Here is a 20,513-nt window from a genome sequence, read left to right as displayed (position 1 = left end):
CAGGTCAGGCGAGGGGTTTGCCGTCGGCATCCGGGAACTTTCGCACGATGACGAGGATGAGGTCGACGATCGTCCAGATCCCGAAGCCACCACAGGTGATCAGCTTGAGGATGCCGAGGCCGATCTGTCCGACGTAGAACCGGTCCACGCCGAAGGAACCCAGGAAGATCGAGAGCAGCAGGGTGACGAGCCACTCGCGGCTCGAGAAGACGCCCGGGATCTGTTTCACGGGAAACCACTGCTGGTCGGTGCCCAGGCTCGCCGGGGTGTCCGACTTGATCTGCCCGGCGGCAGCCATCTGGGCGAGCTGCTGGACCGGGTAAGGCCCGTGGACCTGGCCCATGACCGACAGATAGAAAGGTCCGGCCGGCTCGCTATAGGCGGGTTGCCCTGGAGGCGGGCCGTACGGGTTGGGAGACTGGGTCATGCAGGCACCTTAACGAGAGAGGAAACTCGATGTACGTCTCACACCTCTCTCTCCACGACTTCCGCTCCTATCCGAGCGTCGAGGTCCCGCTCGAGGCGGGCGTGACCGCCTTCGTCGGGAGGAACGGCCAGGGCAAGACCAACCTGGTCGAGGCGATCGACTACCTCTCCCGCCTGCAGTCCCACCGGGTCGCCACCGATGCGCCGCTGGTCCGGGCCGGCGCCGAGCAGGCGGTGGTGCGCGCCGCCGTCGTACGCGACGGTCGCACCGCCACGCTCGAGGTCGAGATCAACGCCGGCCGCGCCAACAAGGCCCGGATCAACAAGAGCCCGCTCCCCCGCACCCGCGACCTGGTCGGCCTGGTCCGCACCGTCGTCTTCTCCCCCGAGGACCTGACCCTCGTCAAGGGGGATCCCTCCGACCGGCGGCGCTTCCTCGATGACCTGATGATCCTGCGCGCACCCCGTCTGGCAGGCGTACGCAGCGACTACGACCGCGTCCTCAAGCAGCGCAACTCGCTGCTGAAGACCGCCGGCCTCGCGCGCGGATCCGCCCGCGAGGGTGCGCTCGCCACCCTGGCCGTCTGGGACGACCACCTTGCCGCCATCGGCGCCGAGATCCTCGCCCAGCGGCTCGCCCTGGTGGAAGCGCTGAGGCCGTACGTCGGCAAGTCCTACGAGACGGTCGCCCGCGGTGCGAGCCGCGACGACGCCGAGATCACCTACAAATCGGTGGTCGAGCCTGTCGAGACCACCACCCCGAGCGTGGAGTCGCTTCGCCAGGCGATCCTCGCCGAGCTCGCCCGACGCCAGAAGGACGAGCTTGACCGCGGGATCAGCCTGGTCGGTCCCCACCGTGACGATCTGCTGCTGTTCCTCGGCCACGGTGCCGGCGCTGAGCGCCTCCCGGTCAAGGGCTACGCCAGCCATGGCGAGTCCTGGTCCTTCGCGCTGGCGCTCCGGTTGGCGGCGTACGACCTGCTCCGGGCGGACGGCGATGACCCGATCCTGATCCTCGACGACGTCTTCGCCGAGCTCGACAGCCAGCGCCGGGTCCAGCTGGCCGAGCTGGTCGCCGATGCCGAGCAAGTCCTGGTCACCGCGGCGGTCCCCGAGGACGTACCTGCCGCTCTCGCCGGTGCGCGCTACCACGTCAAGGCGGGCGAGGTGACCCGCGATGAGTGACGACGACGAGGTGGTCGAGCCTGTCGAGACCACACCTGAAGAGGAAGAACCAGAAAAGCGCCCCGACGGCCTAGACCTCGCCCGCTCCCTGACCCGAGCCACCGCCAAGATGCCCGCGCCCAAGGCGGGGATGCGGAAGAAGCGGCGTACGCCGGACAACGCCACCCGACGCGGCACGGTCTCCGGCGCGCGGCCCGACGACCGCGACCCCCAGCTCATCGACTCGGTGGTCAGCCGGATGGTCAACGACCACGGCTGGGACACCTCGCTGCGCGTCCACGGCGTGATGGCCCGCTGGCCCGACATCGTCGGCGAGGAGATCGCCGACCACACCACCCCGGAGTCGTACGCCGACGGCAAGCTCTCCGTACGCACCGACTCCACCGCCTGGGCCACCCAGCTCAAGCTGCTGGCGCCCACCCTGGTGAAGCGTCTCAACGAGGAGCTCGGTCACGGAACCGTCCTCGTCATCGAGGTGCTCGGCCCGCATCTGCCCTCGTGGAAGAAGGGTCCCCGAGGCGTACGCGACGGCCGCGGACCACGCGACACCTACGGCTGAGACCCCGGTCGAAAGCGGGGCATGAACATGTGTTCGAGGCCCGGCGCGTGAGCCGCGATCTGCCGCTCTAGGCGCCCCGAGGACGTATAGGGACTCACCGAGCCCCCTGCTGAGGGCGCAGAGACACCGTCAGGAGACGTACAGACGCTCATTTCGATCACAGTTCCCCCTCAGGAACGGCGGTGTGCGTGGAATCCGGGCTTCCACGGGGTAAGATGGGGGTTGGGTCGATCGTCCTAGGTTTTACCTCCCCGGCGCTGGTCGGCCCGTTGCATGCCCGACCGACACCATGTCCGATTCCGGACCGAAATGACAGGTGGATCGCACCGGTGACCGCTGCCGACCAGACGACTCCTATGCCGGACGACAAGACCACAGACGGAGTCGAATACGACGCGTCTGCCATCCAGGTCCTCGAAGGGCTCGAAGCGGTCCGCAAACGACCGGGTATGTACATCGGCTCGACCGGAGCCCGCGGCCTGCACCACCTGATCTGGGAGATCGTGGACAACGCGGTCGACGAGGCGCTCGCCGGCTACTGCGACACCATCAAGGTGACGCTGCGTGAGGACGGCTGGGTGAGCGTCTCCGACAACGGCCGAGGCATCCCGACCGACACCGCGGCCGGCCAGGAGATCCCTGCGGCGACCCTGGCGCTGACCGTGCTGCACGCCGGCGGCAAGTTCGGCGGTGGCGGCTACAAGGTCTCCGGTGGTCTGCACGGCGTCGGCTCCTCCGTGGTGAACGCGCTCTCGACCAACCTCCACATGGAGATCAAGAACCGCGGACGCCTGTGGGAGCAGGAGTTCACCCGCGGCGTACCCGACTACGACCTGCGCGAGGTGCGCGAGCTCGAGGAGGGCGAGCGCACCGGCACCACGATCTCCTGGAACGCCTCGAGCGACATCTTCGAGTCGACCGACTACAACCTCGAGACCATCTCGAGCCACTTCCGCGAGACCGCGTTCCTCAACAAGGGTCTGCGGATCGAGCTGCGCGACGAGCGTCCGGAGGCCTCCGCCCTCGCCGAGGCCGTCGAGGACGGCACGATCGAGTCCGACACCGACAGCGCCGACGAGCTGCACAGCACCGGCAACGGTGAGCGGGTGCTGGAGCAGTCCTTCTACTACGAGCGCGGTCTGGCCGACTACGTCGACCACCTCAACAAGCGCAAGACCCCGGTCTCCAGCATCATCGCCTTCGAGACCGAGACCGACGACAAGGCGCCCAACCCGATGAGCGTCGAGATCGCCATGCAGTGGCAGGCGTCCTCCTACAACGAGTCGGTCCACACCTTCGCCAACACGGTCAACACCCCCGGCGGCGGCACCCACGAGGAGGGCTTCCGCGCCGCGCTCACCACCCTGATCAACCGGTGGGGCGAGGAGTGGGGTCTGATCAAGAAGAAGGAGGACCGGCTCACCGGTGACGACATCCGTGAGGGTCTCACCGCGATCATCTCGGTGAAGATCAGCGAGCCGCAGTTCGAGGGTCAGACCAAGGACAAGCTCGGCAACACCGAGGTCAAGGGCTTCGTGCAGGGCGCCGTCAACGACCAGCTCGGCGCCTGGCTGGAGCAGAACCCGGCCGAGGGCAAGGAGGTCATCCGCAAGTCGATGGCCGCGGCCTCGGCCCGGATCGCCGCCCGCAAGGCCCGTGACCTGGCCCGCAACCGCAAGGGCATCGGCGGCGGTGGCGGCCTGCCGGGCAAGCTCGCCGACTGCCAGTCGACCAACCCCGAAGAGTGCGAGATCTTCATCGTCGAGGGTGACTCCGCGGGTGGCTCGGCCAAGTCGGGCCGCGACCCGCGCATCCAGGCGATCCTCCCGATCCGAGGCAAGATCCTCAACGTCGAGAAGGCCCGGATCGACAAGGTGCTGGCCAACCAGGAGGTCCAGTCGATCATCTCCGCGCTGGGCACCGGCGTGCACGACGACTTCGACATCAACCGGCTGCGCTACCACAAGATCGTGATGATGGCCGACGCCGACGTCGACGGCCACCACATCAACACGCTGCTGCTGACGCTGCTGTTCCGGTTCATGAAGCCGCTGATCGAGCAGGGCTACGTCTACCTCGCCCAGCCGCCGCTCTACCGCCTGCGCTGGAACAAGCCGGCCGAGCACGAGTTCGTCTACTCCGACTCCGAGCGGGACGCCCTCATGCGTGACGGCATCGAGCAGGGCAAGAAGCTGCCCAAGGAGAACCCGGTCCAGCGCTACAAGGGTCTGGGCGAGATGAACGCCGACGAGCTGTGGGAGACCACGATGGACCCCTCGCAGCGGCTGCTGCTGCAGGTCACCCTCGAGGACGCCGCCCACGCCGACGAGATCTTCTCCATCCTCATGGGTGAGGACGTCGCCGAGCGACGCTCCTTCATCCAGCGCAACGCCAAGGACGTCCGATTCCTCGATATCTGAGTCTCACCGAGCCCCTAGATACCGATAGACGCATGCAGAAAGTGAAATCGTGACCGAGACTCCTCCGGAAGGCTCCGGGCAGACCGCTGCCGGCGGCCGGATCGAGACCGTCGAGCTGCAGGCCTCGATGCAGTCGAGCTACATCGACTACGCGATGGCCGTCATCGTCGGCCGCGCGCTGCCTGACGTACGTGACGGGCTCAAGCCCGTCCACAGGCGCGTCCTCTACGCGATGTACGACGGTGGCTACCGTCCCGACCGCGGGTTCTCCAAGTGCGCCCGTGTCGTCGGTGAGGTGATGGGTAACTACCACCCCCACGGTGACACCGCGATCTACGACACCCTGGTCCGGCTGGCGCAGCCGTGGGTGATGCGCAACCCGCTGATCCACGGGCAGGGCAACTTCGGTTCGCCCGGCAACGACCCGGCCGCGGCCATGCGTTACACCGAGTGCCGGATGGCGCCGCTGGCGCTCGAGATGGTCCGCGACATCACCGAGGACACCGTCGACTTCGGCCCCAACTACGACGGCCGTTCCCAGGAGCCGGCCATCCTGCCGGCCCGGTTCCCCAACCTGCTGGTCAACGGCTCGGCCGGCATCGCGGTCGGTATGGCGACCAACATCCCGCCGCACAACCTGCGGGAGGTCGCTTCCGGCGCCAAGTGGTCGCTCGAGCACCCGGACGCGACGCGCGAGGAGCTCCAGGACGCGCTGCTCGAGCGGATCAAGGGCCCCGACTTCCCCAACGGCGCGCTGATCGTCGGCCGCGAGGGCATCGAGCAGGCCTACCGCACCGGCCGCGGCTCGATCACCCAGCGTGCGGTGATCGAGGTCGACGAGGACGCCAAGGGCCGTACCAACCTGGTGATCACCGAGCTCCCCTACATGGTGAACCCGGACAACCTCGCCCAGAAGATCGCCGACCTGGCCGACACCGGCAAGGTGCAGGGCATCGCGGACGTCAAGGACAACACCTCCTCCCGCACCGGTCAGCAGCTCGTCGTGGTGCTCAAGCGCGATGCGGTCGCCCGCGTCGTACTCAACAACCTGCTCAAGCACACCGAGCTGCAGACCAACTTCTCCGCCAACATGTTGGCGCTGGTCGACGGGGTGCCGCGCACCCTGGCCCTCGACCAGTTCATCTCCAACTGGGTCGAGCACCAGATCGACGTCATCCGGAGGCGTACGGCATTCCGGCTGCGCAAGGCCGAGGAGGACGCGCACATCTGGCGCGGCCTGGTCAAGGCGCTCGACCAGCTCGACGCGGTCATCGCCCTGATCCGCTCCTCCCCCGAGGTCGACGACGCCCGCCAGGGCCTGATCCGGCTGCTGGAGATCGACGAGGTCCAGGCCAACGCGATCCTCGACATGCAGCTACGTCGCCTCGCGGCGCTGGAGCGGCAGAAGATCGTCGACCGTCTGGCCGAGCTCGAGGTCATCATCGCCGACCTCGAGGACATCCTCGCCAACGTCGCCCGCCAGCGTCAGATCGTCGGCGACGAGCTCGACGAGATCGTCGCGAAGTACGGCGACGACCGCCGCACCCAGATCATCGCGGCCGACGGCGACCTCTCCATGGAGGACCTCATCCCCGATGAGGAGCTGGTCGTCTCGATCACCCGCGGCGGCTACGCCAAGCGCACCCTCGCCGGTGAGTACCGCACCCAGAAGCGCGGTGGAAAGGGCGTACGCGGCGCCACCCTGCGCGGCGACGACGTGGTCGAGCACTTCATCTCGACCACCAATCACCACTGGCTGCTCTTCTTCACCACAGCCGGCCGGGTCTACCGGATCAAGGCCTACAACCTGCCCGAGGCGGCGCGTGACGCCAAGGGCGGTCACGTGGCCGGGCTGCTCTCGTTCCAGCCGGACGAGTCGATCGCCCAGGTGCTCGCGATCCGCGACTACGAGCAGGCGCCCTACCTCGTGCTGGCCACCCGCTCCGGTCTGATCAAGAAGACGCGGCTCGGTGACTACAACTCACCTCGCCAGGCCGGCGTCATCGCGATCAACTTCCGCGAGGACGACGACGAGCTGATCGGCGCCGAGCTGGTCAACTCCGAGGACGACATCCTGCTCGTCTCCCGCAAGGGCCAGGCGATCCGGTTCCGCGCCGACGACAACCAGCTGCGGCCGATGGGCCGGGCGACATCGGGTGTCACCGGCATGAAGTTCCGGGAGAGCGACTCGCTGCTGTCGATGTCGGTCATCCGGGCCGAGCACGTCGCCGCCGAGATCGCGGCCGGGCTCTCCGAGGCCAACGAGGACACCGCGGACGTCGCGGCCCCCGTCTCCGGCGCCGAGTCGCCCGACGAGGTCAAGGAGCAGTTCGTCTTCACCATTACCGACGGCGGCTTCGCGAAGCGTACGAAGATCTCCGAGTACCGGCTGCAGTCCCGCGGCGGTCTGGGCATCAAGACGATGGCCCTGGCCAACGCTGACCGCGGCGGTCTGGTCGGTGCGTTCATCGTGGTCGACGGAGACGAGATCCTCTCGATCACCGCGACCGGTCAGGTCGTACGCAGCCCGATCAACGCCGACTTCCGGGCAACCGGTCGCTCCACCCAGGGTGTCAAGTTCGTCTCGCCCAAGAAGGGTGACTCGGTCGCCGTCGTGGCGCGTTCCGTCGAGGCCCGCGAGGTCGACGATGACATCGTCACCGGGACAGAGGTTGCGGATGATGTAACAATCGGGGGAGACGACGAGCACGGAGCGTCGTCCGAGACCACGACGGAAGATGAATCCTGATGACGGACCGCACCGCCGACCGCACGACTGGGGGAGTCGCGATGACCGAGCGGAACGAGACCGCAGCACAGCCGGTGACCCAGCGGATCACGGACACGGTCGCCAACGCGGCCAGGCGTACCACCTCGGCAGTGGCCTCGACCGCCCGCACCTCCGGCCCCGCCGGCGCGGAGCGGGACGCGGCCAGCGGCTCGGCTCGCCGGGCCCGCCTGAGCCTGAGCCGCATCGACCCGTGGTCGGTCATGAAGATGGCCTTCCTGCTCTCGATCGCGCTCAGCGTCGTGGTGATCGTCGCCGTCTTCGTGATCTGGTCGGTGCTCGGGGCCGCCGGCGTGTGGGACTCGATCAACCAGGCGGTCCAGGACGTCGTCGGTGACTCCAGCGCAGGCTGGAACGTGCAGGACTACCTCGGTCTCTCCCGCATCATGGGCTTCACCATGGTCGTCTCGGTCGTCAACATCATCCTGATGACCGCCGTCGCCACCCTCGCCGCGTTCCTCTACAACATGGCCGCTGCCCTCCTGGGCGGCGTCGAGGTGGAGCTCACCGAGAACTGAGCTGCACACGCATCGAACGTAGGAGGGCAGGAGTCTCACCGAGGCTCTTGCCCTCCTACGTCTCAGGGCTCGCTTCGTTTTGGTGGTCGACTGGGCTGCCAGGTAATGTTTCCTCTCGCCCGCTGGTAGGGGCTTCCACCCTCCAGTTGGCGCCTGCGCTTATAGCTCAGACGGTTAGAGCACCACACTGATAATGTGGGGGTCGGAGGTTCAAGTCCTCCTAAGCGCACAGCAGTTTCACCAGGTCAGAGGCTCCTTCGGGGGCCTCTTCCTCGTTTTCAGGGCCGTCGTTCGAGGTTCTCCTGGAGCCGCACACCCGCTCTGCCAGACTGATTGACATGCCTGCGCTCATGGAGGACGCCCGGACGCTGTGGGAGTTCCACCAGATGCACCACGAGCCACGCAACACCGACGTCGCGATCGGCCTGGGCAGTCACGACATCGGCGTGGCCGAGCACGCCGCGGATCTCTACCGCCAAGGGCGGTTCCCGCTGATCGTCTTCACGGGGGCGAACGCCCCGACGACCGTCAACGACTTTCCGCGAGGTGAGGCGGTCGAGTTCGCTGAGCGGGCCGAGGAACTAGGTGTCCCCGCCTCCGCGCTGCGGATCGAGCCCCGAGCAACCAACACGGGCGAGAACATCACGTTCACACGTGCTCTCCTCGAGAACGAGGGCATCACGCCACGCACCGCAACCCTCATCAGTCGGCCCTACCAACAGCGACGGGCGTACGCGACAGCCCGCAAGATCTGGCCCGACCTCGAGGTGACCTGCTCCGCACGTGTGCAGGAGCTGCCCGACTACATCGCCGGCATCGGAAGCACTCGTCGCGTCCTCGACATGCTCGTCGGAGACACGCAACGTCTGTGGGTCTACGCCGACCGTGGCTTCGCCGCGCCTCAGCAGATCGACGACGACACGTATGCGGCGTACGAACGGCTCGTGGCTGCTGGGTACACCGGCCGACTGCTTGAATCGAACGCACGTTCGATACGATGAGGTGTGTCGGCCAACCCTCCCAAGAACGACGCCTGGCCCGCTCCCAGGAACTGGCTGCACGTCTGGGTGCACCGCCGCCGACGGAACTATCCGCCGCCGATGCCCGGTCTCGTCCTCAAGTGGGAGCTGCACAAGGGCCGCTGGCGCGCCTGGGTGATCTGGGTAGACACCACGTACGACAAGCCCGAGATCCGGGGGGACTGGTTAGGTGTCGACGAGATGCGGCCCGCGAAGAGTGACATCAACGTATGGAACGACCGGAGACGCAGGTAGCCATACGTACGCTCTCCAGCCCTCCGAGGCGCCCGTAGGAGGCTCGCTAACTAGACCGCGGTCCCGAGTCGGTACCCGAGACCACGGCACCAGCGGCACACTTCGTGGTGTCACGCTCCACGTCGGAGAAGTCACCCAGATGGCCCGTTGGCGCTGAACACGGTAACCAGTCACGTGCCATGAATGCACGCGACCGCGTCCAGTCAGTGATACCCAGAAGATCCCAGCTCCAGGAGATCGGCCGATGACGCAGGGGCTCCTTGCGCCTAGAGTTTGCTGGAAGCGTCGTGGTCGTGGGTGGGGACGACCCGCATCAGGTGGCGAGCCAGGTGCAGGCGGTGGAGGGTGGCGAAGGCGGCGTCTCGGTCCTCGTCGACGAGGTCTCCGGGGAAGGCCGGCTTCTGCCTGATCAGGTCGACCTGGTCGTAGTGCCAGGCGGCGTCGCCGGCGATCAGGACCCAGCCCGACGGGGTTCGGGCGAGGACGCCGATGCTGCCCGGCGTATGGCCGGCGAGCTCGACGAGCAGGACGGAGCTGTCGCCGAACAGGTCGTGGGAGGCGGTGAAGGTCGCGACGGGCGGGCCGTCGAGGTCGTACGTCTGCACGGGTCGGCCATCGGTCAGGGCCGGGCGGACGCCGCCGACAGGAGGCTGACCCGGGCCGAGGATCCAGTCGCGCTCGATGGTCCGCAGGCGTACCGGCAGGCCGGGGAGGTCCAGGAGGCCGCAGACGTGGTCCCAGTGTGCGTGGGTCGGGAGGGCGAAGTCCGGCTTGACCAGCGCCGTCTGCAGTGAGTCGATGGTGGCAATGGTGTCCGCCGGCGGCGTGACCAGGCGTCGCAGCATGCCCGGGAGTTCGCTCAGGGCTCGTTCGGGGGCGTCGCGGCAGTAGGACGGATCGACGACGAACGTCGCCTCGGGATGAGTGATCACGAAGCAGGTCATGGCGTTGCGTACGCGCCGGCGGAGTCCTGCGCCCTCGATGAGGCCGCCGGCGGGCAGGTTGCGTGGGACCTGGGGCATCGTGCTGACGGTCACCGTTCGGTCGCCCGGGGGCAGGCCGGCGTCGGTGATCGAGGAGAGAAGTCGCTCGTCCGGGCGGCGCGGACGCAGCATGCCGCGCCCGAATCCGGTCAGGGCGCCGATCAGCTCTCGAGCTGTCGGCGTGGCAGGGGAAGCAGTGGGGTCGCTCGTCACACAAAGAACCTAGCGACCAGGGCACGGTACGCCATCCGAACGCAGTAGGAACCGCATGCGAATATCACCATCATGACGAAGATCGACCTTCCTTTCGACCTCGACTCCATCCCGGGCCGTACGCGCCGGTGGGTCAGGGGCGGGATGAAGCGCACCGAGAGGTGGGGGAAGCGGATGGGCGGTCGGGTCGGCCCGCTCATCCCCAACACGCTCGCCACCGGGGGCACCGACGACTGGACGCCGCAAGGGCTGGGCTACGGCCCGGACACCAACATGCTGGCCCAGAGCTACTACTCCCACGACAAGGGGTCGGCGCTGGTGCTGGTCGACCTGAAGAGCGGGAAGACCGCCGCCGAGGTGCTGCTCGTGGGTCACCACGGCAAGGCCGGTCCCGGGCACGCCGGCGGGGTCGCGATCGACGGTGACGACGTCTGGGTCTCCAAGGGTGCCGGCGGCGGCAAGGGTCGGCTCTACCGCTACTCGCTCTCGGTCATCCGGAATGCGGCGAAGGGCGCCGAGGTCGAGCCGATCGAGGCACCGGCGAAGGTCGCGGCCGGCTCGTACTGCCGGATCCGTGGAAACCGCCTGTATGTGGGCGGCTTCGGAAACCAGACGCTGTTCGCCTACGAGAAGGACGCGAACGGTCAGTGGGACTTCTCCGAGCCGGTCCTCTCGACCACCACCCCGCCCAAGGTCCAGGGTGTCGTCGTGCGCCGCGACGAGTACGTCTTCTCCTCCTCGTTCGGCCGGCACCGGCGGAGCACGATCTTCATCTGCGAGCGGAAGTCCGACGGCCGTGTGGGTGCGGTGCGCCGCAAGTTCAGGTTCCCGAACATGGCCGAGGCGATCGTCGAGGTCTCGGGCGAGCTCATCACCACATACGAGTCCGGCGCCTCCCCCTACAGTCGGCCCTCGGCGCGCGGGTTCGGCATCCTGACCGGCCGGATGTGGGCGAGCACCCACATGACCTGCACCCCGATCGCCTCCCTGGGCCTCGCCCCCGACCCCGAGGCCGGTTGATTTCGTACGCTTCATGGCGGGCCGGTACGCTTTCCTGGTCTAACGGGCAGCGATGCCCACCACGACTTGCAGGAGAAGACATGAAGAAGATCGTCCTCGTACTGCTGGCCGCGGCTGGCATCGTCCTCGCCAAGAAGAAGCTCGACCAGTCCAACCCCGAAAAGGGTCACTGGGCCGCGGCGACCGACAAGGTGAACTGACCGACGGACACCCGTCCGGGGCGTTGGCGCAATTGGTAGCGCACCTGCTTTGCAAGCAGGGGGTTAGGGGTTCGAGTCCCCTACGCTCCACCAGGATTCGAGGCTGCTGAGTGAGCATCCGTCTCAGCAGCGAGGTCTACACCGAGACCTCACCGACTCATCGGGTCAACGAGGACTTCGTGCTCGTCGGGCAGGACTTCGTCATCGTGCTCGACGGTGCGACACCGGTCGCCGGGCTCGAGAACGGGTGCAGCCATGACGTGCCGTGGCTGGTGCGTCATCTCGGCCTCCATCTGGCCGAGGGACTCACCGCTCCTGGCGACGCCGGCCTGGTGAGCATCCTCGAGGATGCGATCCGTCGAGTCTGCGAGGCTCATGCCGACACCTGCGATCTCGACGACCCGAACAGCCCGTCCTCGACGGTCGCGCTCCTCCGCCTCCGGGGCGAGTGCGCGGACTATCTGGTCCTGGCGGACTCGTCGGTCGTGTTCCGGATGACCGACGGCAGCATCCTCCCGATCACGGACGACCGGCTCGATCACCTCGATGACTACTCGGTCGCCGGGTTCGGCGCGGTTCGCAACACCGCCGAGGGGTTCTGGGTCGCCAGCACCAAGCCGGAGGCCGCGCGGCAGGCGGTCACCGGCAGCATCGACCTCGGCTCACGCTCGGTCCATTCCGTCGCTGTGCTGACCGACGGTGCCGCGACGCTGGTCGAGAGGCACGGCCGGACGTGGACGGAGCTCTTCGCCGTCCTTGACCTCGGACCGGAGGAGCTGGTGCGGCGTACGCGGGAAGCCGACGAGGCCGCCACAGCCGAGTTTCGGGGGAAGCGGCACGACGATGCGACCGCCGTGCTGTGCCACCTCGTCGACGGCGACATCCCCTGACGGCGTACGAACGAAAATTCGTTCGTACGCCGGTCACCCGTGCCGGCTACGAGAGCAGCGCGGCGTACGTCGGTCGCAGCTCGTCGGTGCGGTCCTTGACGTGCTGGACGACGCGGGCGGAGGTCTCCTCCGTCATGGGCGACGGGCCCTTGTCGAGGAGGTCGGCGAGCTCGTCCAGGCAGACGTGCCAGCCGACGGCGGTGTCCGTGTTGCCGGTGGGGCTGCCGAGCCAGGTCGTGAAGGTGAGACGGGTGCCGTCGTCGATGGGTTCGAGGTCGAAGCGGAGCAGGTCGGTCAGGTCCTCGCGACCGTCCATCCCCCAGGTGAACTCGAAGGCCCGAGGCGGGTCCCAGACCCGCAGCTCCCCCGCCGAGACGTAGTTGCCCGGGTCGACGCCCATCTCTTCGATCGCCTCGGTGGTGCTCGCCAGCTCCAGGCCCTCGGGCCAGAAGGGGAGGCTCAGCCGCGCCCCGACCGTACGCTCGCCGACGATGTCGGTCGGAAACCAGTGCCGCAGGCCGTCCGTCTCGGTCAGGGCCCGCCACACCTTCTCAGGTGAGTGGCGGAGCTGGCGTACGTAGCGAAGACCCCTCCGCTCGCCGTCGAGGAGCACCTCGCCCATGGGTCCGGTCGTCGTGGTCATCTTTCAGTCCTCCTTGTGGTCAGGGTCGTCGAGCTGGTCCAGGTGACGCTCGAGCGCATCGAGACGGTCGGCCCACATCCGGCGGTACGGCGCCAGCCATTCCTCCAGCTCCCGGAGCCGTTCGGGACGCAGCCGGTAGTGACGGCGCGGTCCGTCGATGCGTACGTGAACCAGGTCCGCCTCGCCAAGTGTCCGTAGATGCTTGGACACATTGGGCTGAGCGAGTCCGAGGGTCTCCACCAGCTCGCCCACCCCCATCTCACGCTGACAGAGCAGGTCGAGGATCTGCCGACGGGTCGGGTCGGCGATCACGCTGAAGACGTCTCGGGTGGGCACCTCTCAAATATGCCTCGGTAGGAATATGCCTGTCAAGGCATGTCAGGGCAGCAGATCGTTGACCACCAGGCCGACTGTCGCAACGGCGGACAGGGCCGCGAGCACCCAGAGAACGGTCGACCCGTGTCCGGACAGGAGGGCGCGCCGGGGCGGCTCGGGGAGCGAATCGGGAGGTGAGATCCGCCGTTCCTGCTCGTCTCCCATCCAGTCGATGTCGTCCCGCTCATCTTCGTCGCGAGCGCCGCCCGGGTAGGCGGAGCCGGGCGTCACGGCCGGCTTCGAAGAAGGACGGAGCCACGGGTCCTCGAGGCCGTGTGCAGCCGCGGGTGCCTTTCGTTCGGTCAGGGCGAGCAGCTGCGCGGTATCGGCGGCGAGTGCCGCGTCCAGGTGAACACGCGCCGGATGTCCCTCGGGAAGGTCTTTGAGGAGTTGGACGTATCGCTCGATCCGGCTGAGGAGACGGGCTCGGCGACTGCCGTTCTTGAATATCCAGGCGAGGCACGCGAGTGCTACCGCGAAGAGCCCCGAGATGACCGCTGCGCCCATGGGTCGGAGCGTAGTGGCCGGGAGCGCATCCCGCTATCCAACTGCGATCGCGATCAGCGCGATGGCGGGGAGCACGGACGCGGCGATGGTCCCCTTGATGCTGCCGCCGCGTGGGAGCCAGTATCCGAGGGCGTCGGCGATCCCCATGAACAACGAGGCGAGCAGCATGTAGATGGTGGTGACGACCACGACGGTGACACCGGTGGACTCGTCGCCGAAGTTCACCATCCAGAGGCCGACGAGCGTGCCGACGCCGGCGAGAGCGTTGCGGGCGCCGATGCAGAACGACCACAGGTGGACGTTGCGGATCCCGTTCGATTCGATCCCGAGGAACCGCTGGACCTCGGGGCGATGGATGAGGAAGGCCTCGAAGGGGAAGACGGCGATGAGGATCAGCGCGGCGATGGCGGCACTGAGCTGAGCGACTGCGTTCATGGGGACCTGCTTGCGACGGGCCCCGACGCGCGAGGCTGTGGAGATCGTGGATGCAACACGCGTCCGGCGGAGCCCCGTGAACAGACCGCTGTGTCTGGACACCGGAGAGCGATATAGTCAGTCTTACTGACTATATTGACCAGGGTGCCGCACAGTGTCAAGGGGTTCGATGGACGTCGCAACGCTCATGTTCATCGCCTACCGGGCGATGGACGAACGGGTCATCTCCGCGATGCAGGAGGCCGGTTACGACATCACCGTCGCGCAGGCCCGGCTGGCCCAGCGGATCGCCGAAGACGGCTCGCGCCTGGTCGACCTGGCTGAGCAGGCCCAGGTCACCAAGCAGACCGCGAGCGTGCTGGTCGCGGCGCTGGAGAGCAAGGGGCTCGTGGAGCGGGTCCCGGACCCGATCGACGGCCGGGCGCGCCTGATCAGGTTCACGGCCACCGGGCAGGACGCCGCTGACCGCGCTCGCGAGGTGGTGATGAGCGTCGAGCAGGAGTGGAACGACCACCTCGGCCCCCATCTGGCCTCAGCCCTGCGGGAGGCGCTCACCTCGCTGCGCGAGCTCGTCGATCCGTACCAGTGACGCTCAGTCGATGGTGGCCAGCAGGAGGACGAGTCCGAGGACGTAGAGGGCAGTCGCGAGTACGCCGCCGGCGACCACGACCAGGACGGCGAGCTTCTTGCGGGCCAGGCGGACGATCCCCCAGATGCCGAAGACGAGCCAGCAGATCCACGGGGCGAAGACCATCACCGCGACGCCGATGTTCATCATCGTGTAGTTGCAGGTCTCGGAGCACCCGTTGCTTGCCATGATGGAGAACGCGCCGAAGAAGCTCCCGATGGCGCATCCGCCGAGACCCAGCACGATCAGGACGATGGTCAGCACCTGGTCGGCCGTCGAGCCGCCGAAACCTGCGGTTGTCCTCGGAGGTGAACCCGGCGGGGTCGTCGCTGTCATGGGGCTCAGGATAGGGGTGCGTACGGCCTTCAGAACCCGGGCTGGACGGGCAATTTGTCGGTAACTGGCAAACCGCAGGGGGGATACATTCCCTAAACAGGTTCGCGGCGATTACGCAAGGGGCCTAATACCTATCGTCTCGATATTTGGACCTATCACTCGTTTGAATTCCGTACGGCGGAACAAAGTGGTCTCGAACTTAGGAAACCCTTTGGTGCGGGCGCCAGAAAACGCTTCTGACGAACCCCTCCACCGCAAAGTCCGAGAGGTCAATGTTGTGGGCGCAGAGTCCGTAGTCACCCGGGTCGAGATGACCCCAGCAGAGTCCCAGGCCGCAGCCGAGCTGTCGGAGTCCTTGCTCGCCCGGTTCGAGAGCCCGGTCTCCTCGGAGTTCCTCGAGACCGCGCCCTTCCTCGGCGGCGAACTCCCCGACAGCGTCGCCAAGGCGATCCGCGCCTTCCGCTACGGCGATGCGACCGACGCCCTGGTGATCAGCGGACTCCCGGTGACAGCCGGCCCGACTCCGCCGCACTGGAACCACCCCGACGCTCAGGCGCCGCACATGGCCGACTTCTGGCTCGCCCTGATCATGGCCCAGCTCGGCGACGCCGTCTCCTGGTCCTCGCTGCAGGGCGGCCAGCTGGTCAACAACATCCTGCCGATCCAGAAGCAGGAAAACCTGCAGACCGGGCACAGCAGCGACGTCGTGCTCGACCTGCACATCGAGGACGCCTTCAGCAACCTGCGCTGCGACCACCTCGGGCTGATCTCGCTGCGCAACGAGGACATGATCCCGACCACCGCGGTCGGCATCAGCTCGATCGACGTGACCGGCCCTGAGTACGCTCCGCTGTTCGAGCCGCGCTACGTCATCCACCCCGACGACGAGCACCTGCGCAACCTTCGCGAGGCCGGCGTCAACGAGGGCGAGCTGCTCGCCGCGCCGACCGCCGTTCTCTCCGGCTCGCCCCAGGCTCCCGATGTCCGGCTCGACCCGCCCTACATGGCGGCTCTGCCGGGTGACGTCGAGGCCGACCGGGCGCTTCAACTGCTCATCATGGAGCTCTCCGCGAACGTCGAGGACGTCGCGCTGGCTCCCGGCGAGATCCTCATCGTCGACAACCACCGTGCTCTGCACGGCCGTAAGCCTTTCACGGCTCGCTACGACGGCACCGACCGTTGGCTCCGCCGCCTCACGACCGTCAAGGACCTGCGCCGCAGTCGGGTCGCTCGGTCCGAGGCCTCCTCGCGGATCATCGACCCGGTGCTCGAGCCTCTTCCCGCATCCCTTGAGCTCACAGGCGCTGGTCGCTGACGCTCGGGATCAAGGAGGCCGCAGGCGCGTTCCGCCTGCGGCCTCCATCTATTTCGTGCCGCCGACCGTGACAGGGATCCGGAATACTCGTTGGGGTGAACGTGACGCGATGGGGCATGTGCGTGCTGGCCGTTGGGCTGGCCCTTGCGCTGGTCGGCTGCGGCGACGACAGCGAGCCGAAGGAGCCGGAAGCGGCGCCGTCGGAGGACACCTACCCCGTGTACGCCGCGACCATGGACCCCGTCGAGGCGGCCATGACGTTCGTGCCGGAGGGCGCGAAGACGCTGGCGGTGACCGACTACGACGAGGTGAAGTCGCTCTTCGGGCTCGACGACATCACCGGCCGGTCGAGCCCCGCGGACCAGAGTGACCTGTGGAACCGGGCCGACAAGGAGGCCGCCCAGGTCAGCGGTGGTCTGCTGCGTGGGGTCGACCAGCGTCTGCGTGACACATACCAGTGGGGCGCGGCCGATGTCGTCTGGGAGGCCAGGTTCACCGGCGGCGGCAAGGACGGGTACGTCATCAAGGTCGCCGACCGGGTCAAGCCCGGACCGGCGATCAAGGCGGGCGTCGGCCCGCTGAAGGGCGCGACGTTCGACCCGGAGACCCACCTGATCACCAAGAACACCGCACGCCCGGACGCGGAGAACTGGGCGGCGCAGGAGGGGATGGTCGCCGTCGCCGGAGGCCCTGCCACCTCGACGTACGTCGTCAAGGGCTGCGCCGAGGGTGGGCCGAAGGAGAAGACCAGGCTGGCGCCGGTCGAGGCCTACTCGGTCGAGTTCGGCGGCGGGCTGGCCACCCTGCGTCTCGGCGAGGACCGTGACGACCTGTTCTACCGGCTGAAGCTGGGCGATCAGGTCGCGGCGTACGAGAAGGTCTTCACCAACGGTGTCGCCGATCCGTCCACGGGGCGGATCGGGTTCCGGGTGACGAACCCGGTGACCGCGGCCACCCTGGTCACCACGGAACCCGTCCCGTTCGCGGTCTGTGACTGAGGGGCCGTACCCTGGAAGGGCTATGGCCGCCCAGACCACTCCCCCGCGCAGTGCATATCCACGTGGGATCGTCTCCCCCAGGTTGTGGGGTGCGCACGCGCTGGTGGTGATCTTCGTGACCGGCGCGGTGTTGCTCGGGGTCTGGCAGTACCAGTCGAGCCAGCAGGACAAGCAGGACCAGATCGCGGAGCTGGTGCACGCGAAGCCGAAGGCGTTCACCGACCTGATCGGGCCCAACGACGCCTTCCCGTGGGAGCAGATCGGCCGCCCCGTGACCGTCTCCGGGATCTGGATGCCCGAGGAGACCATCTTCATCGACGGGATGGAGCGAGGCTCTCAGGTCGGCTTCTGGGCCGTCACACCGGTGCTCGTCGAGGACACCGAGTCGGCCGTCTACGTCGTACGCGGCTGGACCCCTGAGGTCGGCAGCGCACCGCCCGCGCCGCGCGGCCACGTCACCGTCACCGGCTGGCTGCAGCCCAGCGACTGGACCGACGTCGCCGACGACCGCAAGTCCGACAACGTCTTCCCGCAGCTGGACGTCTCCGACCTGATCTCGCGCACCAGCTACGACCTCTACAGCGCCTACCTGGTTCGCTCGCCGGTCGAGGACAACTGGCCGGCCAGCTCGATGCCGGTCAACGACGGGGCCACGGACGTCGCCGACGTGCCCGCCCCGCAGTTGCCCGAGCCGGAGGCCACGACCGGGCTGCGCAACCTCCTCTACGCGATCGAGTGGTGGCTGTTCGGCATCTTCGGGATCTACGTGTGGTGGCGCTACGTGCGCGACACCCTGTGTCCCCGTGATGACGACGAGGACGAAGAAGACCCTGAGAAAATCACTCAGGATGAGCGCGTACCCTCAGACGCGTGAACAAGCTGTTCGGCACCTACAAGGTGCTTGCGTACGTCGTGGGTGTGCTGCTGCTCGTCGGCACGATCTCCTCGCTGTTCAAGTATCTGCTGCCCGAGGGCACCGCCCTGCAGTCCTTCGGCGAGGCGATGACGCCGCTGTGGGTCGCGCACGGCTGGATCTTCATCATCTACGTGATCGTCGCCTTCCTGCTGACGCAGAAGGCCCGCTGGACGATCCCCGAGTTCCTGCTGATGATGATCGCCGGCCTGATCCCCGGTCTGATCTTCTGGGTCGAGCGCCGCGTCGCCGACCGGATCGCTCCCAAGCTCGCTGACGCGGCCTCCTGACCTCAGGTCCGCGACCGACACTGTGGGAGGATCGAGGAGTTACATCCCGTACCAATCCCAATGTCGGAAGGGCAGGTCATGGCTGACCAGAAGGCCATCCTCCACACCAATCACGGTGACATCACGATCACCTTGTTCCCCAACCATGCTCCGGAGACGGTCGCCAACTTCGTCGGCCTCGCCACGGGGACCAAGGAGTACACGGACGACGCCGGCCGCTCCGGTGTTCCCTACTACGACGGTCTCGGCTTCCACCGTGTCATCGCAGGGTTCATGATCCAGGGCGGTTGCCCCCTGGGCACCGGTACGGGCGGCCCGGGCTACACCTTCAAGGACGAGCCGCACCCCGAGCTCACCTTCGACAAGCCCTACCTGCTCGCGATGGCCAACGCCGGCCCCGGCACCAACGGCTCGCAGTTCTTCATCACCACCGGCCAGGCGCCGTGGCTGAACTTCAAGCACACCATCTTCGGTGAGGTCGCCGACGAGGAGTCGAAGAAGGCCGTCGACTCGATCTCCGGCACCAAGACGGGTGCGATGGACCGCCCGGTCGAGCCGGTCGTCATCGAGAAGGTCGAGATCGTCTAGTTGTCCGACTCGACCCCGGTCGGGGTGCCGGTCTGCTACCGCCACCCCGACCGTGAGACGCATATTCGCTGTCAGCGATGCAGCCGGCCTATCTGCCCTGACTGCATGACGCCCGCCTCGGTCGGCTTCCAGTGCCCCGAGTGCGTGCGTGAGGGCCACAAGTCCGTACGCCAGCCCAAGCGCTTCACCGGCGCGCGCGTGAGCTTCCGGGCGCTCCCGGTGACCTTCTCGCTCATCGGCGTCAACGTCCTGGTCTGGCTGAGCATCGTCCTCACCGGTGGATCCGGGTCGAGGATCGCCGACTTCCTCGCGATCCGGCTACAGGGCTACTGCCTCACGCCTGACGGTGGGTTCGCGGTGCCGAACGACGTCTGCCGGGCGAGCGGCTACACCTGGATGCCTGGGGTCGACGACGGAGCGTTCTGGCAGCTGCTGACCTCGACGTTCACCCACGTCTCGATCATCCACCTGGCCGTGAACATGCTGTCGCTCTACATGCTCGGCTCGTTCCTCGAGCCGATCGTGGGCAGGCTGCGGCTCCTGGTCTTCTACCTGATCTCCGGCCTGGCGGGCTCCGCCCTGGTGGTCTGGGCGTCGGCACCGGCCGGGTCGACCGTGGGCGCCTCCGGTGCCATCTTCGGCCTGCTGGGTGTCCTGGTGGTGCTCTTCGTCAGGGCCGGGCAGTCGCTCTCCCCGCTGCTGCCAGTGCTCTTGATCAACGCGGGCATCACCTTCTTCGGCAACGGCATCTCCTGGCAGGGGCACGTCGGCGGCTTCATCGGCGGTCTCGTCGTCGCGGGCATCTTCACCTCGCTCCGGGCCGACCGGAAGGCACCGTTGCAATGGGCTGCCCTGGGTGCCTTCACGTTGGGCTTGCTTGCCCTGATCGGCGTACGGATCATGCTGTTCTGATGCCTTCGAGGCAGGTGTTTTCGGAGCGTTTTCACCGCGTGGACAAATCCACAGGTGTGGATGGCCCTGTGGAGAACTACATCCGTGTAACGCAAAG

General features: G+C 67.4%; 24 protein-coding genes and 2 tRNA genes. 19 read left to right on the top strand and 7 right to left on the bottom strand.

What is annotated here, in order from left to right:
- Positions 1-4: 4 nt before the first annotated feature.
- Positions 5-427 carry an NINE protein gene (locus ABTX24_RS04455; RefSeq protein ID WP_350837704.1) on the bottom strand — a complete coding sequence of 141 codons (423 nt, stop codon included), beginning with the start codon at positions 425-427 and terminating at the stop codon, positions 5-7.
- Positions 428-456: 29 nt separating this feature from the next.
- On the opposite strand from ABTX24_RS04455, the gene recF reads away from it, so the two are divergent.
- The 8 genes from recF to ABTX24_RS04415 all read left to right on the top strand — a co-directional run bounded on the left by recF (position 457) and on the right by ABTX24_RS04415 (position 9,170).
- Positions 457-1,611 carry a DNA replication/repair protein RecF gene (gene recF / locus ABTX24_RS04450; protein ID WP_350837702.1) on the top strand — a complete coding sequence of 385 codons (1,155 nt, stop codon included), beginning with the start codon at positions 457-459 and terminating at the stop codon, positions 1,609-1,611.
- Positions 1,604-2,170, top strand: a complete 567-nt coding sequence (locus ABTX24_RS04445) for a DciA family protein (protein ID WP_350837700.1) — start codon at positions 1,604-1,606, stop codon at positions 2,168-2,170. The genes recF and ABTX24_RS04445 overlap by 8 nt, the downstream gene beginning before the upstream one ends.
- Positions 2,171-2,526: 356 nt before the next feature.
- On the top strand, positions 2,527-4,590 hold the full coding sequence (gyrB, locus tag ABTX24_RS04440) for a DNA topoisomerase (ATP-hydrolyzing) subunit B (protein WP_160029293.1): 2,064 nt from the start codon (positions 2,527-2,529) through the stop codon (positions 4,588-4,590).
- Between the two features lie 49 nt (positions 4,591-4,639).
- Complete coding sequence (gene gyrA, locus ABTX24_RS04435) at positions 4,640-7,339, top strand: DNA gyrase subunit A (RefSeq protein WP_350837698.1); 2,700 nt, start codon at positions 4,640-4,642, stop codon at positions 7,337-7,339.
- Positions 7,339-7,896: a DUF3566 domain-containing protein gene (locus ABTX24_RS04430; RefSeq protein ID WP_350837696.1), complete on the top strand. Its 558-nt coding sequence runs from the start codon at positions 7,339-7,341 to the stop codon at positions 7,894-7,896. Before gyrA ends, ABTX24_RS04430 begins: the two co-directional genes overlap by 1 nt.
- Positions 7,897-8,051: 155 nt before the next feature.
- Positions 8,052-8,125, top strand: a tRNA-Ile gene (locus tag ABTX24_RS04425).
- A 109-nt stretch (positions 8,126-8,234) separates the two neighbouring features.
- Positions 8,235-8,897 (top strand): YdcF family protein, encoded by a 663-nt coding sequence (locus ABTX24_RS04420; protein ID WP_350837694.1) that lies wholly within the window; start codon positions 8,235-8,237, stop codon positions 8,895-8,897.
- A gap of 3 nt (positions 8,898-8,900) precedes the next feature.
- Positions 8,901-9,170 (top strand): hypothetical protein, encoded by a 270-nt coding sequence (locus tag ABTX24_RS04415; protein ID WP_350837692.1) that lies wholly within the window; start codon positions 8,901-8,903, stop codon positions 9,168-9,170.
- A gap of 266 nt (positions 9,171-9,436) precedes the next feature.
- On the opposite strand, the gene ABTX24_RS04410 is transcribed toward ABTX24_RS04415, so the two are convergent.
- Complete coding sequence (locus ABTX24_RS04410; protein ID WP_350837690.1) at positions 9,437-10,366, bottom strand: MBL fold metallo-hydrolase; 930 nt, start codon at positions 10,364-10,366, stop codon at positions 9,437-9,439.
- A 72-nt stretch (positions 10,367-10,438) separates the two neighbouring features.
- Here ABTX24_RS04410 and ABTX24_RS04405 point away from each other — a divergent pair, with 72 nt between their 5' ends.
- The 4 genes from ABTX24_RS04405 (at position 10,439) to ABTX24_RS04390 (ending at position 12,476) form a co-directional block, all read left to right on the top strand.
- Positions 10,439-11,386 carry a hypothetical protein gene (locus ABTX24_RS04405; RefSeq protein WP_350837688.1) on the top strand — a complete coding sequence of 316 codons (948 nt, stop codon included), beginning with the start codon at positions 10,439-10,441 and terminating at the stop codon, positions 11,384-11,386.
- A gap of 80 nt (positions 11,387-11,466) precedes the next feature.
- Complete coding sequence (locus ABTX24_RS04400) at positions 11,467-11,586, top strand: DLW-39 family protein (protein WP_008355567.1); 120 nt, start codon at positions 11,467-11,469, stop codon at positions 11,584-11,586.
- Positions 11,587-11,603: 17 nt separating this feature from the next.
- Positions 11,604-11,679, top strand: a tRNA-Ala gene (locus ABTX24_RS04395).
- A gap of 17 nt (positions 11,680-11,696) precedes the next feature.
- The gene (locus ABTX24_RS04390; RefSeq protein ID WP_350837686.1) at positions 11,697-12,476 is read left to right on the top strand and encodes a protein phosphatase 2C domain-containing protein; all 780 of its coding nucleotides are present in this window, start codon (positions 11,697-11,699) and stop codon (positions 12,474-12,476) included.
- Between the two features lie 46 nt (positions 12,477-12,522).
- On the opposite strand, the gene ABTX24_RS04385 is transcribed toward ABTX24_RS04390, so the two are convergent.
- Genes ABTX24_RS04385 through ABTX24_RS04370 form a run of 4 tightly spaced genes read right to left on the bottom strand, consistent with a single transcriptional unit; the run spans position 12,523 to position 14,436 of the window.
- Positions 12,523-13,119, bottom strand: a complete 597-nt coding sequence (locus ABTX24_RS04385) for an SRPBCC domain-containing protein (RefSeq protein ID WP_350837684.1) — start codon at positions 13,117-13,119, stop codon at positions 12,523-12,525.
- A 3-nt stretch (positions 13,120-13,122) separates the two neighbouring features.
- Complete coding sequence (locus ABTX24_RS04380; protein ID WP_160026093.1) at positions 13,123-13,455, bottom strand: ArsR/SmtB family transcription factor; 333 nt, start codon at positions 13,453-13,455, stop codon at positions 13,123-13,125.
- 42 nt (positions 13,456-13,497) lie between these two features.
- The gene (locus tag ABTX24_RS04375) at positions 13,498-14,001 is read right to left on the bottom strand and encodes a hypothetical protein (protein WP_350837682.1); all 504 of its coding nucleotides are present in this window, start codon (positions 13,999-14,001) and stop codon (positions 13,498-13,500) included.
- A 33-nt stretch (positions 14,002-14,034) separates the two neighbouring features.
- Positions 14,035-14,436, bottom strand: a complete 402-nt coding sequence (locus ABTX24_RS04370; protein WP_160026091.1) for a DUF1304 family protein — start codon at positions 14,434-14,436, stop codon at positions 14,035-14,037.
- A gap of 169 nt (positions 14,437-14,605) precedes the next feature.
- Here ABTX24_RS04370 and ABTX24_RS04365 point away from each other — a divergent pair, with 169 nt between their 5' ends.
- Positions 14,606-15,025, top strand: a complete 420-nt coding sequence (locus ABTX24_RS04365; RefSeq protein WP_350837680.1) for a MarR family winged helix-turn-helix transcriptional regulator — start codon at positions 14,606-14,608, stop codon at positions 15,023-15,025.
- A 3-nt stretch (positions 15,026-15,028) separates the two neighbouring features.
- Here the strand turns inward: ABTX24_RS04365 and ABTX24_RS04360 are convergent, their stop codons facing one another.
- Entirely contained in the window at positions 15,029-15,400 is a 372-nt protein-coding gene (locus ABTX24_RS04360) for a hypothetical protein (RefSeq protein WP_350837678.1), read from the bottom strand.
- 310 nt (positions 15,401-15,710) lie between these two features.
- On the opposite strand from ABTX24_RS04360, the gene ABTX24_RS04355 reads away from it, so the two are divergent.
- From ABTX24_RS04355 to ABTX24_RS04330, 6 genes are all read left to right on the top strand, one after another.
- Positions 15,711-16,715, top strand: a complete 1,005-nt coding sequence (locus tag ABTX24_RS04355) for a TauD/TfdA family dioxygenase (protein WP_350837676.1) — start codon at positions 15,711-15,713, stop codon at positions 16,713-16,715.
- Positions 16,716-16,810: 95 nt separating this feature from the next.
- Positions 16,811-17,713, top strand: coding sequence for a hypothetical protein (locus ABTX24_RS04350; protein ID WP_350837675.1), 903 nt, complete (start codon positions 16,811-16,813; stop codon positions 17,711-17,713).
- A 22-nt stretch (positions 17,714-17,735) separates the two neighbouring features.
- The gene (locus ABTX24_RS04345; RefSeq protein ID WP_350837673.1) at positions 17,736-18,587 is read left to right on the top strand and encodes an SURF1 family protein; all 852 of its coding nucleotides are present in this window, start codon (positions 17,736-17,738) and stop codon (positions 18,585-18,587) included.
- Positions 18,584-18,916 carry a DUF3817 domain-containing protein gene (locus ABTX24_RS04340; protein ID WP_160026085.1) on the top strand — a complete coding sequence of 111 codons (333 nt, stop codon included), beginning with the start codon at positions 18,584-18,586 and terminating at the stop codon, positions 18,914-18,916. Before ABTX24_RS04345 ends, ABTX24_RS04340 begins: the two co-directional genes overlap by 4 nt.
- A 78-nt stretch (positions 18,917-18,994) precedes the next feature.
- On the top strand, positions 18,995-19,504 hold the full coding sequence (locus ABTX24_RS04335; protein WP_350717520.1) for a peptidylprolyl isomerase: 510 nt from the start codon (positions 18,995-18,997) through the stop codon (positions 19,502-19,504).
- Between the two features lie 105 nt (positions 19,505-19,609).
- Complete coding sequence (locus ABTX24_RS04330; protein ID WP_350717518.1) at positions 19,610-20,416, top strand: rhomboid family intramembrane serine protease; 807 nt, start codon at positions 19,610-19,612, stop codon at positions 20,414-20,416.
- The last annotated feature ends 97 nt before the right edge of the window (positions 20,417-20,513 follow it).

This window comes from Nocardioides sp. NPDC127514 (assembly GCF_040302125.1).
GTDB lineage: Bacteria > Actinomycetota > Actinomycetes > Propionibacteriales > Nocardioidaceae > Nocardioides.
This window is presented reverse-complemented; position numbering and strand designations above follow the sequence as displayed.